Source organism: Micromonospora sp. DT228 (assembly GCF_049841595.1).
Lineage (GTDB): Bacteria > Actinomycetota > Actinomycetes > Mycobacteriales > Micromonosporaceae > Micromonospora.
On record NZ_JBNCKO010000020.1, the window covers coordinates 51,854 to 71,847 of the forward strand.

General features: G+C 71.3%; 9 protein-coding genes. 8 read left to right on the plus strand and 1 reads right to left on the minus strand.

Annotation, left to right across the window (positions count from 1 at the left end):
• Window positions 1-30: 30 nt before the first annotated feature.
• From ACLQ29_RS30020 to ACLQ29_RS30055, 8 genes are all read left to right on the plus strand, one after another.
• Complete coding sequence (locus ACLQ29_RS30020) at window positions 31-795, plus strand: SDR family NAD(P)-dependent oxidoreductase (protein ID WP_425774778.1); 765 nt, start codon at window positions 31-33, stop codon at window positions 793-795.
• Complete coding sequence (locus ACLQ29_RS30025) at window positions 795-2,210, plus strand: amidase family protein (protein WP_425774779.1); 1,416 nt, start codon at window positions 795-797, stop codon at window positions 2,208-2,210. The genes ACLQ29_RS30020 and ACLQ29_RS30025 overlap by 1 nt, the downstream gene beginning before the upstream one ends.
• 32 nt (window positions 2,211-2,242) lie before the next feature.
• A complete protein-coding gene (locus tag ACLQ29_RS30030; RefSeq protein WP_425774780.1) occupies window positions 2,243-3,535 on the plus strand; it encodes a hypothetical protein in 1,293 nt (430 codons plus the stop codon).
• A 23-nt stretch (window positions 3,536-3,558) separates the two neighbouring features.
• Window positions 3,559-4,935, plus strand: coding sequence for an ATP-grasp domain-containing protein (locus tag ACLQ29_RS30035; RefSeq protein WP_425774781.1), 1,377 nt, complete (start codon window positions 3,559-3,561; stop codon window positions 4,933-4,935).
• Window positions 4,925-6,091 (plus strand): GNAT family N-acetyltransferase, encoded by a 1,167-nt coding sequence (locus ACLQ29_RS30040; RefSeq protein ID WP_425774782.1) that lies wholly within the window; start codon window positions 4,925-4,927, stop codon window positions 6,089-6,091. Before ACLQ29_RS30035 ends, ACLQ29_RS30040 begins: the two co-directional genes overlap by 11 nt.
• The gene (gene aroF / locus ACLQ29_RS30045; protein WP_425774783.1) at window positions 6,088-7,104 is read left to right on the plus strand and encodes a 3-deoxy-7-phosphoheptulonate synthase; all 1,017 of its coding nucleotides are present in this window, start codon (window positions 6,088-6,090) and stop codon (window positions 7,102-7,104) included. Before ACLQ29_RS30040 ends, aroF begins: the two co-directional genes overlap by 4 nt.
• 134 nt (window positions 7,105-7,238) lie before the next feature.
• Entirely contained in the window at window positions 7,239-8,447 is a 1,209-nt protein-coding gene (locus tag ACLQ29_RS30050; RefSeq protein WP_425774784.1) for an MFS transporter, read from the plus strand.
• Complete coding sequence (locus tag ACLQ29_RS30055) at window positions 8,444-19,366, plus strand: amino acid adenylation domain-containing protein (protein WP_425774785.1); 10,923 nt, start codon at window positions 8,444-8,446, stop codon at window positions 19,364-19,366. The genes ACLQ29_RS30050 and ACLQ29_RS30055 overlap by 4 nt, the downstream gene beginning before the upstream one ends.
• On the opposite strand, the gene ACLQ29_RS30060 is transcribed toward ACLQ29_RS30055, so the two are convergent.
• Window positions 19,329-19,832: an RNA 2'-phosphotransferase gene (locus ACLQ29_RS30060; RefSeq protein ID WP_425774832.1), complete on the minus strand. Its 504-nt coding sequence runs from the start codon at window positions 19,830-19,832 to the stop codon at window positions 19,329-19,331. The genes ACLQ29_RS30055 and ACLQ29_RS30060 overlap by 38 nt on opposite strands.
• Window positions 19,833-19,994: the final 162 nt, after the last annotated feature.

Sequence of the window (19,994 nt, forward strand, 5' to 3'; positions counted from 1 at the left end):
TGCATGCGAGAAGCAAGGGGTGGGGGCGATATGAGCAGGGTCGTCGTGGTGAGCGGGGGCGGAACGGGAATCGGGCGTGCCGTGGCGGAGCGGTTCGCGGCCGACGGCGCGCGGGTGGTGCTGATCGGACGTCGCGAGGACGTTCTCAAGGCGGCAGCGGCGGAGCTCGGTGACGCACATCCGGACGCTCCCGGTCCCCTCCCCGTCGTCGCCGACCTGGCGGAGCCGGAGCAGGCCGAGGCAGCCGGCGAGGCGATCCGGCAGCGGTACGGGCGGGTTGACGTGCTCGTCCACTGTGCGGGCGGAAACGTCGCGCTGCAGGGCCGCCCCGCGCTCGACAGCACCGTGGCGACAGCAGCCGACCACTGGAACGGCAACCTGCGGGCCAACGTCCTGACTGCCGTGCTGCTTACCGAGGCGCTCCGGGAGTTGCTGGGTGAGCGGGGAAGGATCGTCTTCATCAGCTCGATCGCGGCGTACCGGGGCTCCGGGTCTGGCTCGTACGCGGCGAGCAAGGCGGCGCTGCACCCGTACTGCTACGACCTCGCTGCGGCGCTCGGGCCGACGGGCACCACCGTCAACGTGGTCGCCCCGGGCTTCGTCGCCGGCACCGAGTTCTTTGCGGGCCGGATGACCGAACAACGGCACGCGACCATGGTCCAGCAGACCATGAACGGCCGCGCGGGCACGGTCCAGGATGTAGCCGACACGGTGCACTGGCTGTCCTCGCCGTTCGCCGGCCATGTCACCGGCCAGGTCATCCAGGTCAACGGCGGCGCGGAGCGAGGGCGCTGATGGCGCCGGTATACAGGCAGGACGAGGATCACGCCGGTGTCTTCAGGGCCGCGCGATACTCCCCGACGGGCGCTGTGCCGGAGTCGCTGTCCGGCTCGCTGGCGCAGCGGGCCGAGGACCTGCGTCAGGGACGGATCGACCATGACCGGTGGCGCGTCGAGGCAAGCAACTGGGCCGCGTACGCCGACAGCCGTTACCAGGCCTGCGTCGACCTCCGGCCGGTGCAGCGGGGCGGGCCCGGCTTCCGGGTGGGTGTCAAGGACACGCTCGACGTCGCCGGCTTCGCGACCCGGATGGGGCTGCGGCATTACCGGCACTACCCGCCCCGCACCGCGCCGGTGCTGAGCGGGCTGCCCGTGTCGTCGGTCGTGTCGAAGCTCGTCACCACCGAGATCAACATCGGAAGGGGGCACGGCTGCGTCAATCCGTACTTCCCCCACCTCGACCCGGCCGGTTCCAGCACCGGCTGTGCGGTCGCCGTCGCGGCCGGCATCACCGACGTGGCGATCGGCACGGACAGCGTCGGCTCGGTGCGCCTGCCCGCGGCCGCGTGCGGCGTGGTGGGGTTGCGGCTCACCCACGATCCGCTGCACTTCGCGACGGGCTTCCGCAGCTCGTCGCTGCTCGACGCGCCCGGCATCGTCGCCCGGACCGCCGAGGATCTGGACTGGGTCTGGCGTCAGGGCTGGTTTGGTTCGGCAGGACCGACATCCTCGGCGCGGTCGTCGATCCGGGTGGGCGTGGTAGCCGAGGTGCTCGAGAACTGGCGCTCGCCGGAGGTGGTCCGGGCCCAGGACCTCGTCATGCGAGCCCTCACCGCAGGGGGACATCAGCTGCGTACCGTCCGTCTGGACGAGATCTGGCGGTGGCGCGGCTCGGTCTTCCAGCTGTGTGCCCGGCACGCCTGGGACAGGTGCCGCACCTGGCCGAAGCGGGTGACCGGGTCCTTCGGCGAGCCCACCCGGCTCGCGCTGGAGTCTGGCGCGGCGGTCACCGACGAGCGGCTGGCCGAGATCGAGGCGGCGGTGCGGCGGACGCGCGCGGCCGTGCCGGCGATCTTCGACGATCAGGACGTCGACCTGTGGCTGCTGCCAGCCGGCCCGCGGCCGCCCAGGAACATCCACACCACATCCGCGCCGGTGTCCACGATCCCGGACCCGGACGACCTGGACGACCCGCGGCTGACGGGTTACGCCTCGGTGGCGAGCCTCGCCGGACTGCCGGCGATCACCTTCCCGGTGGTCTACGACGAGACGCTCGACGCCCCGATCGAGATGCAGGCGGTGGGCAGGCCGCACAGCGAGCCGGTGCTGATCGACTTCGCCCGCAGGATGTTCCGCCTCCTGGAGGGGCCGGTCTTCCGACTCGGCGCCGTGCCGCCCGCCCCCGTCGCCGACCCGCGAGTCGCCCGGTGACCGCCGCCAGGACGCCCCAGCCGGAATCCGTGGTGACGGGCACCGACGACGGTCGTAGTACCGCGCACTTCCTGGCCGTGTGGCTGCCCAGCCTCGGCGCGGTGGTGGCCTCCGGCGTGGCCATATTCGCCCTCAGCTGGTGGGTCACCCGGTCCCCGAGCGGCGGGGCGCACCTGGGACTGATCGTCGGCATCTCCAGCGTGTTGTCGCTCAGCACGATGATGGTGGTGTCCGGCGTCCTGGACCGCTCCGACCGCCGCCGGGCGGTGATCCTGCAACTGGCGTTGATGGCGGCGCCGATGGTGGCGCTGCTGGGAATCTTCCGCAATGACCAGAACGTCTGGGCGGTGCTCGCCGCGGGCGTGTGCTACGCCGCTGTGCTCACCCTGCAGACCATCTACCTCGGCACAATGGAGAGCGTCGGGGCCGACCTGGCCCCAGAGACGTGGCCGGGACCGAGAGTGGCGCTGCTGACGCAGCTACACCCCCAGCTCAGCCGGGTCGTGGCGCCCATCGTGGCGGGAGGGCTCGTCGCTGCCGGCGCGCTGCAGGGAGTGTCTGTGGTCGCGCTGGCCCTGGTGCTCGTCGCGTTGCTCGCGGCGATCCTCCTGGCCCGGCCGTTCGACGTGGTGACCGCACGGCACCTGTCCGGCACCGCGCCGAAAGACGGCAGCACCACGCCGGCCGCTCCACGCACCGGCTTTCTGCGCCGGACCTTCGGCGAGGCCCGCGAATCGCTGACGATCATCCGTGGCCACCGCGAGCTGGTCTTCCTCGTCTGGTTCGGCATGCTGGCCAACCTGGTGGTGGCCCCGTTCTACTCGGTGCTCCCCGCCTTCATCAAAGAATACGGCCTCACCGAGCAGGCTCAGGCGGTGTTGTACCGCAACGCCGCCAGCGCCTACGGCATCGGCCTCCTGGTCGGCTCCCTCGCGCTGATGCGCTACGGCCGCCGGAAGCTCGGCGCCGCGGCCTCCGCCTTCGCAGTGATCTGTGCGCTGTTGCTGACCGTCACGATCGCCGGCCAGGACTGGATCATCGTGCCGGCCATGACGCTCAGCGGGATGCTCTTCGCCGTCCTGGTCGCCGTCGGCGGAGCGGCGTGGCTGGCCCACACCCCGGCTGCGGTACGGATGCGGGTCTTCAGTCTCCGCCGGCTCGTGGTCTTCTCCAGCATTCCCCTGGGGAACGTCCTGATGGGCGTCGGGGGCTTCCTGATCGGCTACCGCGTCTTCATCCGACTGCTGTTGATCGTCGTTCTCGTGGCACTGGCCGCCCTCTGGTGGCGCTTCGTCCGGACCGCCAGGACCCAGGCCGCAGCGTGACCTACCCGAAGGAAAGAGAGCCCGTGAAGCGCATCCTCTTCGTGCACGGCCGAGCCGGCACCCCCCTGCAGTACGCGCTACCGCGCATCGCCGAGTGTGCCGACCTGCACGTTCTGGCGATCTCTCCGCTGCCCACCGCGGGTGCTGAGGCATGGCGGCCACGCTGCGCGTCAGTCGTCGAGGCCTGGCAGGACCGGCCGCGCGGCGAGGAACTCGTCGAGCTCGTCATGCGGCGGGCAAAGCAGATCGACGCCGACGCCGTCCTGTGCCTCTCCGAGTACCTGGTGCTCGCCGTGGCCGTGGCTGCCGAGCGGCTGGGGCTGAGGGGGCCCGGTGCCGACGCGGCCCGGCGAGCCCGCGACAAGCGGCTGATGCGGCAGCGCTGGCAGGAGACCGAGGTTCCGATCCCCCGTTTCCTACCCGTGCAGGGCAAGGCGGACGTACGACGGGCGATCGGGCAGCTCACGCCGCCCCTGCTGCTCAAGCCGGCCTGGGGCTCGGGATCCATCGGCCAGATGGTCATCCAGTCGAAGTCCGGCGCCGCGCACGCCTTCAACGCCCTCACCGACTCCCTCGGGCGCAACGACGACCTCGGACTTGTCGAGTGGTACGAGGCGGAGGCGTCCCGAAACCTGCTCGTGGAGGAGATCGTCGAGGGCACCACCGAAGGCTGGTACGAAGGCAACGCCCGCCACCGGTACGGCGACTACGTCAGCGTGGAAGGCATCGTCGCCGAGGGCGAGTACCACCCGCTCTGCATCACGGCCCGGATGCCCACCGTCCCCCCGTTCACCGAACTCAGTAGCAACGCGCCGTGCGTCCTGCAAGAGCCGTTGCAACGACGGGTGGAGGAGGTGGCCCGCGCGGCCGTCGACGCGCTCGGTCTGCGGAACTGCGGCACGCACACCGAGATCAAGCTGGGTGCCGACGGGGACGTGGCGGTGATCGAGACGGCCGCGCGGTTCGGTGGTTCGGTGATCACCCGCGTGGTCGAGCACGTGTTCGACCTCGACATGGTGAGCATGCTGACTAGGCAGCTGCTGGGGGAGGAGGTCGAGTACCCCGGTCGCATGCTGGTTCGCGGCCGTGGCGCGGCCGCGACGCTGGCCTGGCTGCCGGTCGACGCTTCCGGTCGTCCCTGGACAAGCCAACCGGTGTGGCGCCCGGAGGCCGCCCGGCTCGAGACGCTGCTGTCGTCCGGTAGCACCATCGAGTCCGTCGCCGAGCTGACCGCGCCGGCCGGCAGCACCGTGCCCCGCTACGACCCGGCAGGCGGGGCTCGGAACTGCTTCGGACGGTTCTTCGTTACGGCCGAGGACGCCGAGACGCTGATGACCGACCTCTATGCCGTGGTCAATGGTCTCGAGCGGACGCTGGCGGCGGTGCCCGATGAGCATTGAGGTGCTCGACACGCCGACAGCCGTACCGGGATGGGACACCGCGCTGGGCGACCGCGACACCTTCTACGCCAGCCGGGACTGGCTCGTGTTCTCCGACTCCGACGGCGAGGCGCGGGCGCGGTACGCCGTTGCCGGCGACGCGGGGACGCCGAGTGCCATGCTGCCGGCGCACCTTGCCCGAATCGAGTCGAACGGCCGGTACCGGCCTGGGCATGAGGTACGAGCGCTTGCCTCCTGCCCGCACCGGCTGGCCGTCCTCGGCGGCCGACGCGGGCACCGGTCCGTGCCACTGCCCACGGCGGAGGTCCTGCCGGGCCTGCGGGCGGCGGCGGTCACGGCCTTCGACGAGACCGTCGACGGCTGGTGGTGGCCCTATCTGCTCAGCGAGGAGGTGGGCGTCGCGTCGGGGGCGTCCGTGGACCACAGGCCGGCGGTGAGCCTGCTCAACGCCGACTGCGTACTGGACGTACCCGGCAGCAGCCTCGACGACTACCTCGCCGCGCTGCCGAACAAGCGGCGCAGGTACAACGTGCGGCAGGAGATGGGGACCTTCGCGGCATCCGGGCTCACCGTCCGCCGGCTCCGTCTGTCGGAGTGCTGGGAACAGGGTGGCCTGCTCGCCTCGAACGTCCAGCGTCGCTACGGGCACGACCACTCGCCGGAGCTGATGGCGGACGTGCTGCGCCGGCAGGCGAGACAGCTCGACCACCGGTCGGTCGTATTCGGCTGTTACGACGGTGCGCGGATGGTCGGCTTCTCGCTGGCGTACCGCTGGCGCTCCGAACTGGTCATCCGGCTCGTCGGCTTCGACTACGACCGCCTTCGCGCGGCGTTCGAGTACCCGCAACTGGTGTTCTACAGCCCGTTGGAGTTCTGCTATGAGCAAGGGCTGACCGGCATTCAACTGGGCACCTCCGGCTTGGGAGCCAAGGCGCTGCGTGGCGCCCGCATCCGTCCACTGTGGTCCGTTGTCCAGTGTGACTGTGTATCGGGACCGACCGACGTGGCCACCGTTCTCAACGGCCGGCTGGACACGCTCACCCGACAGTTGCCCGACAGCGAGGCGCACAGGTTCACGGCGGGGATTCGTCCGCTCGCCGAAGCGTTCGCGACCGCTGCACAGACGCCAGAACCACCGAAAGGACAGAATCCATGATCGTCGTTCTCGAAACAACCGCCACGCCCCCGGACGTCGTCGAGATTGTCGACATCATCGAGAGCGGGGGCGGAAGTGCCAGCGTGAGCAGCGGCAGTGGCCGGACCGTCGTCGTCGGGACCGGCGCCGCCGTCGATGTGACCACGGATCTGCTGGCCCTGTCCGCAGTCAGCGGCGTGGTTCCGGTGACCAGCTCCTACAAGCTGGTGAGCCGCGAGCACCAGCCGGTGCGCTCGACCGTGCGAATCGGCGGCACCGCCATCGGCCCGGACACGGTGACCCTCGTCGCCGGGCCGTGCGCTGTGGAAAGCCCGGAGCAGATGCTCGAGTGCGCGCTGATGGCCAAGACCGCAGGCGCGACGGTGCTGCGCGGTGGCGCCTTCAAGCCACGTTCTTCCCCCTACGCGTTCCAGGGGCTCGGTGAGCGAGGCCTCAAGGTCCTCGCCGCAGTTGGGCAGGAGACGGGCCTGCCCGTCGTCACGGAGATCCTCGATCCACGTGACCTGGACCTGGTCTGCGCGCACGCCGACATGCTCCAGGTTGGCACCCGGAACATGCAGAACTTCGAGCTGCTGAAGGCGATCGGTCGGACGGGGATGCCCGTACTGCTCAAGCGCGGGATGAGCGCGACGGTGGAAGAGTGGCTGCTCGCCGCGGAATACATCGCGACGAGCGGCAACCTCGACATCGTTCTGTGCGAGCGTGGGATCAGAACGTTCGAGAGGGCCACCCGCAACACCCTCGACATTTCGGCAGTCCCGGTGATCCAACAGTTGTCACACCTGCCGGTGATCGTTGACCCATCGCACTCGGGAGGTAGGCGTGATCTGGTCCTGCCGCTGACCCGGGCGGCAATCGCCGCTGGTGCTGACGGGGTCATCGTCGACGTGCACACGGACCCGGGCGCCGCCCTGTGCGATGGGGGGCAGGCACTGACGCAGCAGGACACGGTTGGTTTGCGCGAATCAATCAGAGATCTGGCGCGGGTCAGCGGTCGCTTGTCGGCTGCCTGACCGGGGCCTGTGACGGGGGCTCGCGGTCGCACCGCCACCGGCACCACGCATGCGGGTAATGCGACCACCCATTCATAGCGGTGGCCGACCCTTCCGCACCGGTACAAGGATGGGATGACGTGCGCGTACCAGTTGTGATCTCCGCATACGCCTCATCCACCTACGGCAGCTCCCTCAACATGATGGTGCTGGGGCTGTTCACCTTGGACGTCACCGGTTCCACCGTGCACACCGGGATGTTGATGGCCGTCCGCCTGGCTGCGGGGTTCCTGATGGGGCCGATCTCCGGAGTTCTCCTGGGCCGGTTTGCCTGGACCCGCCTGATGATCACGGCCGACCTCTTTTCGGCAACCGCCCTCGTGCTATTGGTAGTGGTCCCGGTTGGAGCGAAACCTGCGGTGCTCTACGGGCTCGCCGTTGTGCTCGGCGCCGGCCAGACCCAGTGGGGGGTCGCGCTGCGCACGGGGCTGCCCGAACTGGTGGGATCCCAAGGGCTCGCCCGGGCCAACGCGCATCTCGTGACCGCTCGTTCTACGGCGATGCTGCTCGGTTTCGGCACCTCGGGCATCCTGGTCACACTGCTCGGCTACCACGCCGCGTTTCTAATCGACGCAGCCTCCTACGTTCTCTCTGCGCTGCTGATGACCAGGGTGGGTAGGTTGCGTCCGGCACCGTCGCCCGCACGGCGGCAACCGGAGGGCCGTCCCCGCGGCCCGCACCTCTCGCGCGCTCTCGCAGGGATCGCCCCTGTGGTGCTGGCGATGATCACGCTACGGGCGACCGACGCCTTCGGTTCCGCGTCTCACAACGTGGGTCTGCCGGTGTACGCGAATCTGACCCGACCTGGCGCGCCCGCCTTCTTCGCCGCGATGTTCACCACGGCGTGGGCGGTTGGCAGCCTGGTTGTCGGCCGCTGGTTCGCCCGGTGGTCCGGTCAGCGGAACATCGACCTGACCTCCCCGGCAGTCTTCGGGTTCGCCACCTGCGCGATGTCAGTGCTGTTCGTCCTCGCCTTCACCGGCCCCCCGCTGTGGCTGCTGGTCGTCGTGGTGGTCATGGCCGGCATGGCGGACGGCTGCGCCGAGATCAGCTACACCACCCGCCTGCAGAACGTCGAGCCGTCTCGCCGTGCCCACCTGTTCGGACTGGCCGCAGCGTTCCAGAACGCCGGATTCGGCCTCGGCATGATCGTCGCCGCATTCGCCCTCGACCAGCTTCCCCCGTTGCCGGTGGTCGCTGCTGCGCACGGGCTGGCGCTCGTCGCTGCCGTCGTGTTCCTCGTCATCCACGCCCGTCCCCCGCAGCGCCGACCCGCCGTGCAGAAAGTCGAGGTTGCCCCGTGAACTCACCATCGCCCGCCCGACGTCCCGCCATCAGCTACGGCGGGGACGTGCCCGACGATGCCGACCACCCCCGCACCCTCGGGGCCGCGCTCGTTCGAGCGGCTCGGGACTTCCCCGGTTCTGGCATCCGGGTGGTGGACGCGGACGGGGGCGAGGAGTTCCTCGATTATCCGACGCTGCTGGCGAGGGGAGAGGCGGCACTGGCCGGCCTGCGGGCATGCGGGATGGGAACTGGTTCGTACGTCATTCTTCGCATCGCGTCCGGCGCCGAATACTGGCCCGTCTTCGCCGGCTGCATGCTGGGGGGCATGGTGCCGCTCACCGTCGGGGCCCTCAGCGGTTATGACCCGGACGCGCCGGGGGCTGGTGCCCTCTTACACGCCTGGAAGAAGTTGGGGGAACCTGTCGTCGTCAGCGGCTCCGACGACCTTGACGGGCTCGCCCGGCTGGCGGTGCGGGAGCGGGTCGTGGCGGTGCCTGAGCTGACCACCTTCGGGGCCGGAGGCGGGCGTCGGCAGGGGTGGGCTCGTGGCGATCTGGGACAGGACCCTCCGGTGGCCGACCCGGCGGCGGTGGCGCTCCTGCAACTTTCCTCCGGCAGCACCGGGACGCCCAAGATCATGCCACTGACGCACCGGGCGCTGGCCGAGAACGCCATCGGCGCGCGCACGATGCTCGACATTGGCTCGAGTGATGTCCTGCTCAACTGGCTGCCGTTAGACCACTCCGCCGGCCTGCTGCTCTACCACGTTGCCGGAGTTTTCCTAGGCGCCACCTCTGTGCACGTCCCCACCGAGCTGGTGCTCGCCGACCCGCTGCGCTGGCTGGATCTGATGGACAGGCACCGGGTGACGCACGGCTGGGCGCCGAACTTCGGATTGCGGCTGCTTGCCGACGCCGTCGCGGATGCGCCCGATCGGCAGTGGGACCTTCGCGCGGTGCGCTGCATGGTTAGCGGTGGGGAGCAGTGCCTGCCGGAGACGTTCGAGGCGTTCCTGGCCGCGACCGGGTTGCCAGCGGCGGCGATGCGCCCGGCCTGGGGCATGTCGGAAACCGCCACCGGGATCACGTACGCCTCCTACGGAGCACCCGGTGCTCGGCACCGCATCCGCACCGCCAGTGTGGGTGGTGACGTCCAATGGGCCGCCAGCGAGGATGCCTCGGAGAGCGTCACCGAGTATCTCTCCGTCGGGCGCCCGGCCCCGGGGGCCACGGTGCGGATCGTCGATCACGACGGGGCGGTACTCCCCGAGGGTCGCATCGGCTGCCTCCAGCTCGCGTCAGCCCGGGTCACCGCCGGTTACCTTGACGATCCGGAAACGGTCCGGCTCGCCTTCCCGCACGGGGACGACTGGCTGGACACGGGCGACCTCGCGTTCATGCACGACGGGGAGATCGCGATCACCGGACGGACCAAGGACCTGATCGTCCTCAACGGACAGAAGCTTCCCTGCCACGAGGTCGAGCGGGTGGTGGGCGGGGTGGACGGGGTACGCGACGGGCTGGTCGCCGCGGTCGGCGTACCGGAACCACTGACCGGCACGGAATCGCTGGTGATCTTCTACGTCCCCGCCGACGGGGGCATGCCCGTCGGGCAGGTAGCCCGAGCCGTCACCGCGGTGGTGGCCCGGCGCTGGCAGGTCATGTTGGCCCAGGTTCTCGCGGTACCGGCAGCGGAGTTTCCGCGTACGTCGGGCGGGAAGATCCAGCGTGCGGCGCTGCGCCGGCGCTTTCTGGCCGGGGAGTTTCCGACGCCGTGCCACGACGACGGCGCGCGCCCTACCCTCGACGGCGCGATCGCCCCGGCCGATGGCCGGCCCGCCGCGCGCGGTCGCGCTGAGGTACAGGCACTAGTGGCCGACATTCTCGCCGACTTGACTGGCCGTCTGGTCGACCCTGCCGTGCCGTTCTACGAGCTCGGGGTCGGATCGGTCGAGATGGTCCGGCTCCGGTCACGTCTGGAACAGGCGCTGGGCCGCCGAATCTCCGCACCCACGCTCTTCGCCCATCCGACGGTCCATGCGCTCAGCGCCCACCTCGCCGCCGCCCCCGCCCCGTCGCCACGGTCGCCGGAGCCGGTCGGGGCGCCGACGCGGGACCGGCGCATGGCGGTGGTCGGCATGGCGGCCCGGTTTCCGGGCGCCGACACCGTCGAGCGGTACTGGGCCAACCTGCTCGCCGGGGTGGAGAGCATCAGGTCCTTCACCCCGGATGAGCTGATAGCGGCGGGGATTCCGCCGGAGACTGCTATGGCACCCGACTTCGTTGCGGCGAGCGGGACTCTAGACGACATCACCGGCTTCGACGCGGGCTTCTTCGGCATCACCGCCCGGGAGGCCCAGATGCTGGACCCACAGCATCGCCTGTTCCTCGAGACGTGCCACCACGCGCTGGAGGACGCCGGGCACCCGGGCGACGGCCCCGGTCTTCGCACCGCGGTCTACGCGGGCAGCGGGATGAACCTCTACCCGCATCACAGTTACCTGCGAAACCAGCTTGGGGAGTTGGCCGGATCTGCCGATCCGGTGGCCTCGATCGGCGCGGCGCTCGGCAATCAGCCCGACTTCCTGGCCACCCGGGTCGCCTATCGCCTCGGGCTGACCGGGCCGGCGATCAACGTGCAGACCGCCTGCTCGACCTCCCTGGTCGCGGTGCACCTGGCGGTGCGGGCTCTGCTCGACGGCGAGGCGGATCTGGCGATCGCCGGGGCCGTGGCGCTGCACGTGCCACAGGTGACCGGCTACCGGTACCACCCGGGATCCATCCTGTCGGCCCGCGGGCGCTGCCGGCCGTTCGACGCCGACGCCGATGGAACGGTCGGGGGCAACGGTGTCGCCGCGGTCGTCCTCAAACCGCTCGATCGCGCCCTCGCCGACGGGGATCGCATCCACGCGGTGATCCTCGGCTCGGCGGTCAACAACGACGGTGCCGGCAAGGTCGGCTTCACCGCACCCGGCGTGTCCGGCCAGGTCGATGTCGCCCGACGGGCGCTGGGTGCCGCAGCGGTGCCGGCCGAGTCAGTCGGCTACGTCGAGGCGCACGGCACCGGCACCGCCCTCGGCGACCCGTTGGAGCACCAGGCCCTCTCCGAGGTTTACGCGGGCGCTCGACCGTTCCTCGGCTCGGTCAAGGCCAACATCGGTCACCTGGACAGCTGCGCCGGCATGGCCGGGCTGATCAAGGCGATCATGACCGTCCGCGACGCCCGGATCCCCCCGCAGATCAACTTCACCCGGCCGAACCCGGCCATTGACAGGCCCGGCGGGCCCTTCACGATCGCCACCACCGGCACGGCCTGGCCGGAGGCCTCCGACCCGCGCCGGGCGGCGGTGAGCGCGCTCGGGGTAGGCGGCACGAACGCACACCTGCTTGTCGAGCAGCCGCCGGAGGCGGCACCCACCCCGGTCGGTGAGACCCGGGTTCACCCAGCGCCGGGACTACTGCCCCTCTCCGCGGCCGATCCCGACGCGCTGCGCGAACTCGCCGCCCGATACCGCGACCGGCTGCGGTCCCAGCCGGGGCTGCCGCTGACGGACGTCATCTCGACCGCCGGGCGGGGGCGCCGTCACCTGCGACACCGCCTGGTCGCCCGCGGCAGCTCCACGGCCGCGCTGGCCGACGCCCTGAACGGGTACCTGAGTGGCGGCAGGGCCGGCAGGGTGCTGGTCGGGCAGGTCGGCGCGGACGCGCCCAGCTCGGTCGCGTTCGCCTTCCCGGGCCAGGGGGACCTTCGGGAGGTCGTCCTCGACCTCGCCGAGCGCTTTCCGGTGGTCCGAGAGGTGCTCGACGAAGGCGCCGAGGCGTACCGGCGGGCGGTCGGCGGCGACCTTGTCGCTCGGCTGCGGGAGCGACCAGGCGCCAGCGCCCAGGTGACTGAGGTGGCGCAACCGGCCCTGGTCATCACCGGCGTGGCGCTGACGGAACTGTGGCGGACGTGGGGGCTGAACCCCGAGTACCTCCTCGGGCACAGCGTGGGGGAGTACGCCGCCCTGGTCGCCGCGGGCGCCCTGTCACTGGCCGACGCTGTCACGCTCACCACCCACCGCGGCCGACTCATGCAGCAGGACCTGCCGCCCGGCGCGATGCTGGCGGTGCTGGCGGGCGCGGATGTCGTCGAGGAGCTGCTCGCCGGATCCGGGGTGGAGGTCGCCGCCCGCAACGGTCCGAGCCAGTACGTCGTCTCCGGGTCACCCGAGGCGGTGGACGCGTTGACCGGCCGTGCCGAGCGGCTGGCGGCGGTGACTCGCCGGCTTCCGGTGGATCGGGCGTTCCACTCGGCGGCCGTGGAGCCGGTGCTCGACGCGTTTCGGCGGGGGATCGACGAGGTGACGGTGCGGCCGACCCGGGTATCGGTGGTCAGCACCGTGGACGGGCAGGTGCGGCCACCGGGCTGGCTGCCCGACGGCGACTACCTGTGCCGCCAGGTCCGCCAGCCCGTCGCGTACGACGCAGCGGTAAGGACCCTCGTCGACCAGGGCGTCACGACGGTCGCGGAGGCGGGGGCGGACGGTGTGCTGACCGGGATCGCCCGGGGCTCCGGATCGCCGTTGCGATGGGTGCCCTCCCAGCGCAGGGAGCTGGCGCCGGTCGACGGACTCTGGCAGGCCGTTGCCGAGCTGCACGTCGCGGGCGTCGGGGTGGACTGGGCCGCGATCACCGCCGACTGTGGCGGCCGCGGCACGTCGTTGCCGGCTTACCCGTTCCAACGGCGGCGGTTCTGGGCCGAGGTGTCCGCGCCGCTGCCGTCTCCGGGGGCTGCGGATCCGACGCCGTCCGTGGCCGTCGTCGCGGCAGCGGAGGACATCGAGTCCCCGCCGGTGACTGCCGCGCCGCCCGGGCCCGCGCTGGAGAAGCTCTCCGGCCCGGCTGTCGAGTCGGCGCTGACACGGGTGCTGGCCCTGACCGCCGAGCGGCTCGGCGTGGACGCGGCCGAGGTCGACCCGGACCAGACGTTCCTGCAGGCCGGCGCCGATTCACTGCTCCTGATGACCATGTCTCGGGAGATCAACGACGTCTTCGGCGTCCGGGTTCCGGTACGCGACCTGTTCGGTGCCGTCGGCACTCCCCGTGGGCTCGCCGAGGCGGTGGTCGCCGGTGCCTCGCCCGCGACCCCACCGGTCGCGGCAGCGCCGCCCGGCCTGTCGACGAGGCAGGCGAAGGAGCCGGGACCGGCGGCGGCAGAGCCGGCACCCGTGCGCTCGACGGTCACGCCACCACCGGTGCCGCCGGCTGCCGCAGCCCCGCCGCCCGAACCGGTGGCCGCGGGCGGCGGCGGCAGCGCCCGGGAGGTGCCGGCCGATCTCGTGGCTGTCGTACACCGCCAGCTCGATCTGATGCGGGAGCAACTCGCTCTGCTCGGGGGTGGGGTACCGGCCCCGCCTGCCCCACCGACCCGACCCGTGCCACCGGCGCAACTCGTCCCGCTCCCGCGCCCGGCGATCGACGCGCGCCGGGCGGCGGCCGGGCCGGCCGACGAGGCGGCCGACACCGTCGACTTCAGTCTCTACTTTTTCGGCGACTACGCGGAGCAGGACGGGGACGACTCGTACGAGGTCATCCTGGACGCCGCCGAGTTCGCCGACACCCACGGCTTCCACGCCGTGTGGTTGCCGGAGCGGCATTTCCACTCGTTCGGCGGGATCTTCCCCAATCCTTCCGTGCTCGCCGCGGCCCTGGCGGTGCGGACCCGCCGGTTGCGGATCAACGCTGGGTCGGTGGTGCTGCCGCTGCACCATCCCATCCGGGTCGCGGAGGAATGGTCAATGGTGGATCGGCTTTCGGGAGGCAGGATCGGACTCGGCTGCGCACCCGGCTGGCATGCCAACGATTTCGTCTTCTACCCGGACAACTTCGCGCGGCACAAGCAGGTGATGTACGAGAACCTGGACACCGTGCGGCGGCTGTGGCGCGGCGAGGCCGTCCGTGCCCGCTCCGGCACGGGTGATGACATCGACGTGCGCCTCTTTCCTCGCCCGGTGCAGGCCGAGCCGCCAACCTTCACCGCCATCGTGGGCAATCCGGACAGCTACCGCGAGGCCGCCCGCCGCGGTCTCGGTGTGGTGACCAACTTGATGACACAGGACGTGACGCGGCTGACGGAGAACATCGCACTGTATCGCCGCACCCGCGCCGAGCATGGGCTCGACCCCGATGCCGGACGGGTTGTGGTGCTGATGCACACGTACCTGGACGAGAACGCCGAGCGGGCCCGCGCCACGGCGTTCGAGCCGTTCTGCGCGTACCTGCGCTCGTCATTCAGCCTGCTCGGGCAGGTGGTCAACAGCCTTGGAATGAACGTCGACCTGGCCGACACCCCCGACGACGACGTCCGGTTCGTGCTCTCCCGGGCCTACCAGCGGTACTGCGATCAGCGGGCGCTCATCGGCTCACCGGAGAGCTGCCGGCCGGTGCTGGATCAGATCCTCGCGGCGGGTGCCGACGAGATCGCCTGCTTCATCGACTTCGGGCTGCCGGCGCAGGCTGTCCGGGACGGGCTGCCGCTCATCGACACGCTGCGCCGAGCCACCCCCCGCCGGAGCTCCCGCACCAGGACCAAGGCCGTCGACATGGCGCCGCTCACCCCGGGCCAGCGGCGGTTGTGGTTGGCCGAACAGATCCATCCGGGCACCCCGGCGTACACCGAGGGTGCGGCGGTACGGCTGCGCGGCGCGCTGGACCCGGTTGCGCTCCGCGACGCCGTGCAGGACGTCGTGGACCGGCACGCCCCGCTGCGGACCACCTACCGCGAGATTGGCGGAGAGCCTCACCAGATGATCCGTCGGGCACTGGAGGTCGACATCCCGGTGCGGGAACACCCGGGAGCCGACGAGGCGGCAGTGGTACGGGCGGCGATGGCCGCGGCGAGCGTACGGCTGTTCGATCTCACCGACGGCCCGGTGTTCGCATTCGAGCTGCTGCGCCTCTCCCCGACGCATCACGTGCTGGTGATGTCGTTCCACCACCTGGCCACCGACGGCGGCTCGTACGCCGTGCTGACCCGGGAGGTGTCGGCCTGCTACCAGGCCCGCGTCGCCGGCCGTGCGCCGCATCTCCCCCCGCTGCCCGTGACCTATCCGGAACTCGCCCGAGCGCGGGCCGCCGCCGACGAGGTCGACAAGCATCTGGACTACTGGCTCAGCCAGCTCGACCCCCTGCCGCCCACCCTGGTCCTGCCCTCCGACCTGCAGCGACCGGCCGTTCCGTCGGCTGCCGGTGACAGCCTCTTCGTGGACTTCCCCGCCGACCTGCACGAGCGGATCCGGCGATTCAGCCGGGCCGAGGGACTGACAGTCTTCAGCACGTTGCTCAGCGCGTTCGGGGTGATGCTGTTTCGGTTCAGCGGCCAGCCTGACCTGCTCGTGGGCACGGGCACGAGCGGACGGGACGAGAGTTCCGAGAACCTGATCGGGTTCTTCGTCAACACCCTGCCGCTGCGACTGGACCTCACCGGCGACCCCACGTTCCGGGAACTGGTCGCCCGCACCCAGGCCAGCGCGGTCGACGGGTACGACCACGTCGTCCCGTTCGACGTCCTGGTCCACGCGCTCGCCCCGGACCGGCAGGTCGGGCACCACCCGCTCTTCGACGTCGTCGTCGAGTACGAGAGCGGCGACGAGACCTTCGCGTTCGAACTACCCGGGGTCACGGCGGAGCCCCTCAGGATTGGTCTGGACAAGGCGCCGGTCGACCTGATCGTCTACCTGTCCCACCGGGACACCGTGCGCTGCCACGTCGAGTACCGCACCGAGGTGTTCGACCGCGCGACCGTGCAGCGGTTCCTCGACTACTTCCGCCGGGTCCTCGACCGGGCGACGCAGCAGCCGGATGACCGGCTGTCCCACCTGGCCACGCGCCTGGACACGCCCACCGGCCAGCTCCGTGGGCCGCGTCGCGAACCGCTGGCAGACCGGTTGCACGACCCGTTCGTCCGGCAGGCTTCCCGCGCGCCTGACGCCGTCGCGGTGATCGGCGGCCAGGTCCATTGGACATACCGGGAGCTGCACCGGCGAGCCGAGCTGTTGGCCCGCCGGATCGCCGCCGCGGGTGTGGGGGAGGACGACATCGTCGCGGTGCTCCTGCCACGTCGGCCCGAACTCGTCGCCGCGCAACTCGCCGTCCTGATGGCCGGCGCCGCGTTCCTGCCCCTCGATCCGGCGATGCCGATCGCCCGCGTCAATGCCCTGCTGGCCGACAGCGGCGCGCGACTGCTGCTCACCACCGCCGAGGTCGACCACCCGACCGACGTGGCGTACGTCCGGGTGGAAGAGCCGGTGGATCCGCACCTGCCGCCACCCGAGCGGATGCCCGCACCAGAGCATCTGGCCTGGTGCGTGTACACCTCGGGCTCCACCGGCCGCCCCAAGGGGGTCCTGGTGCCGCACCGGGCCGCCGTGGACACGGTGTCCTGGCACGTGCGGGCACTTGCGCTCAGCGAGGCCGACACGGTGGCGCACGGCATGGGGCTCGGTTTCGACGCGAACCTCGCCGAGATCCACCCGGCTCTCGCCGCCGGCGCCACCGTCCACCTCGTCCCGGCCGAGGTCCGGTCGGACCCGGCGGCCCTGGTCGCCGAGTGGTCCCGGCACGGCGTCACCGTCGCCCTGGTGCCGGCGCCCCTGGCTGAGCTCATCTTCGCGCTGCCGACCCCCCCGCCCAGCACCCTCCGGGCCCTTGTCGTCGGCGGCAGCCAGTTGCGGCGTCGCCCACCCGTCGGCTTCCCGGCGGCGGTGATCAACGCCTACGGCCCCACCGAGTGCAGCATCGTGAGCACGGCCGGCCCGGTGTCGCCGACGGATACCGGGCCGATCGACATCGGCACCCCGGTGGACAACCGGAGTCTGCACCTGCTGGACGCCGCCGGCCTGCCGGTGCCACCGGGGGCGGTCGGGGAACTCCGTGTCGGCGGCGCTGGAGTGGCCCGGGGCTACCGGGGACGACCGGCCGACACCGCGGCCGCGTTTGTGCCGGACCCGCTCCGGCCCGGTGACCGGATGTACCGCACCGGAGATCTTGTCCGGCTGCGCGGGAACGGCACCCTCGAGTTCGTCGGCAGGACGGACGATCAGGTCAAGATCGCCGGACATCGGGTGGAACCCGGTGAGGCGGCCGCGGAACTGGCCCTGTTGCCCGGCGTGCGCCAGGCGACGGTGATCGCCCGTCACGACCGGGGCGACGATCCCTATCTGGCCGCGTACGTGGTGGCCGAGGGCGACGAGCCGGCGGGGGCGCGGACCGCGACGCTGGCCACCCTGCTGGCCGAGCGCCTCCCGGCGTACCTGATGCCGGCGGCCTGGGTGCTGCTGGAGGCCCTGCCCACCACCGACGTCGGCAAGGTGGATGCCGCCCGACTGCCGGCGCCGCCCAGCGCACCCGTCGCCGAGCGACCCCGCACGACCCAGGAACAGCTCGTCCACGACGCCTGGTGTGCCGAGTTGGCGCTGCCCCAGCTGTCGGTGGACGTTCCCTTCGCGGCGGCGGGTGGCCACTCTCTCGCCGCCGTGCGGCTGGCCAACCACCTGACCGCGCTCGGTGGGGTCACGGTTGGCGTCCATGATGTGCTGCGCAGCCGTGGTATCCGCGACATGGCGGCAGCCCTGTCGCCGGCGGATGACGCCGCGGTCCTCGACCGGGCGCCGGCGACGTACCAGCAGGAGCTGATGTGGCGCCGCCAGCGCCAGGCGCCCAATCCCGCCGCCGTGCACATGGCGGTACGGATGAACCTCACCGGTCGGCTCGACGTGCCCGCTCTGGAACGTGCGGTCGACGGGCTCGTCGCGCGGCACGAGAGCCTGCGAACCCGTCTGGTGGATCGCGCCGGCGAGCTGACCCAGGAGGTCCTGCCGGCCGGCCACGTGGGTCTGCCCGTGGCCGACCTCCACCGTGACCAGCTCGACGAGTGGTGCCTCCGGGTCGGACGGGAGGCATTCCCCGACGATGCCGATCGCTGGCTCCAGACCCGGCTGGCCCGGGTCGACGACGGGACCTGGGTGCTGATGCTCGTCGTGCACCACCTGCACGGCGACGGGTGGTCCATGCTCCAGCTCCTCGACGAGCTGGGGCGCGGGTACGCCGCCGAGCGCAACGGCGAAGCAGTCCCCCCGCCGCCCGCCTCCAGCTACCTGGAGTACGCGCGCCGACAGCGTGCCACCCCGGTGGCGCCGGGAGCGCTCGCGTACTGGCGACGGCAGCTTGCCGGCGCTCCCCGGACGCTGTCGCTGCCTACGGATCGGCCACAGCCGGCCAGGTTGTCCGGCCAGGGCGAGGAGTTCACCTTCGAGATCCCCGCAGACCTGACGGAGCTGCTGACAAGCTTCGCCGCCGCCCGCGGCAGCACGATCTTCCCCGTCCTGGCGGCGGCGTACGCGTCCCTGATGCGCGAACTGACCGGCAGCAGCGACGTCGTGCTCGCGATCCCCTACGCCCACCGCGACGATCGGGCCTACGAGTCGGTGGTGGGTCTGTTCACCAGCACCTTGCTGCTGCGGCCACCGCTGGCGACCGCGGCGTCCTTCACCGAACTGGTGGCCGGCACCGAACAGGCGTTCCTCGACGCGATACGGCACCAGCCGGCACCCCTGCCCGCGATCTACGCCGCGGTCGATCCGGAGTGGCGCACCGGCACCCCGCCGGTGGCCACCATGCTGTTCGGAATGAATCCCGGGATGCCCCGGGTCGAGCTGCCCGGCCTCGCAGTGGAGGTGGCGGACCAGGGGCTCAGATGCGCCCGCCGGGACTTCGCGATGATCGTCACGCCATTCGCCGGCAGCCTGCGTGGCGTGGTCGAGTATTCAACCGACCTGTTCGACTGCTCGACGGTCGACGCCTGGTGTGGAAGGTTCTTGGAACTCCTTGTCAAGATTGGCGGGAAGTCCAGGCCAGGGCTCAGTCGAGCAGGTAGCTGGCAGGGACCGCGTCGGTGAGCCAGACGCCGTTGGCGCTGCGGTGGAACACGTGCCCGGCGGCGGCCATCGCCGCCGCGTCGATGGTGAGGATCACGACCCGGCCGGCCCGTCGGGCGCCGACCCGGTGGGCGGTCTCGGTGTCGGCGGAGAGATGGACGTGGTGCCGGCCGCCGCGGTGCAGCCCGGTGGCCCTGATCGACTCCAGCGCACCGGCGCCGGTGCCGTGATAGAGCCGATCCGGTGGGGTCACCGGGGGCAGCCCGAGGTCCACCGGGACCGAGTGGCCCTGGTTGGCCCGGATCCGCAACACCCCGTCGGTGCCGCGCTCGACAGCGAACCGCTGCTTGTCGTTGCCGGCGACGACCGCGTCCAGCTCGGCCCGCTCGATCCGTAGGGCGGCGAGTAGAGCGTCGACGGGAGTCCAACCTGCCGGATCGAGCACCAGGCCGGCCCGGTCGGGATCGTGCCGGAGCGCCTTCGACATCCGTTTGCTCAACTTCACCAGGCGTTCGCGTTCCACGGTGACATTGTGGTCGATAGCCGTTGCTCGAATCGAGAGGTTTTCCGACGACACCGAACCCGGGTTTCCTCTCCGGTCGGCCCGCCGGTTCCAACCTGTCTGCTGGAAAGGCGGGTCACCCGAAGA

Bases quoted from the DNA above. Each gene is read 5' to 3' on its own strand.
- ACLQ29_RS30020 (WP_425774778.1), top strand. From the start codon at position 31: ATGAGCAGGGTCGTCGTGGTGAGCGGGGGCGGAACGGGAATCGGGCGT.
- ACLQ29_RS30025 (WP_425774779.1), top strand. From the start codon at position 795: ATGGCGCCGGTATACAGGCAGGACGAGGATCACGCCGGTGTCTTCAGG.
- ACLQ29_RS30040 (WP_425774782.1), top strand. From the start codon at position 4,925: ATGAGCATTGAGGTGCTCGACACGCCGACAGCCGTACCGGGATGGGAC.
- aroF (WP_425774783.1), top strand. From the start codon at position 6,088: ATGATCGTCGTTCTCGAAACAACCGCCACGCCCCCGGACGTCGTCGAG.
- ACLQ29_RS30060 (WP_425774832.1), bottom strand. From the start codon at position 19,832: ATGTCGAAGGCGCTCCGGCACGATCCCGACCGGGCCGGCCTGGTGCTC.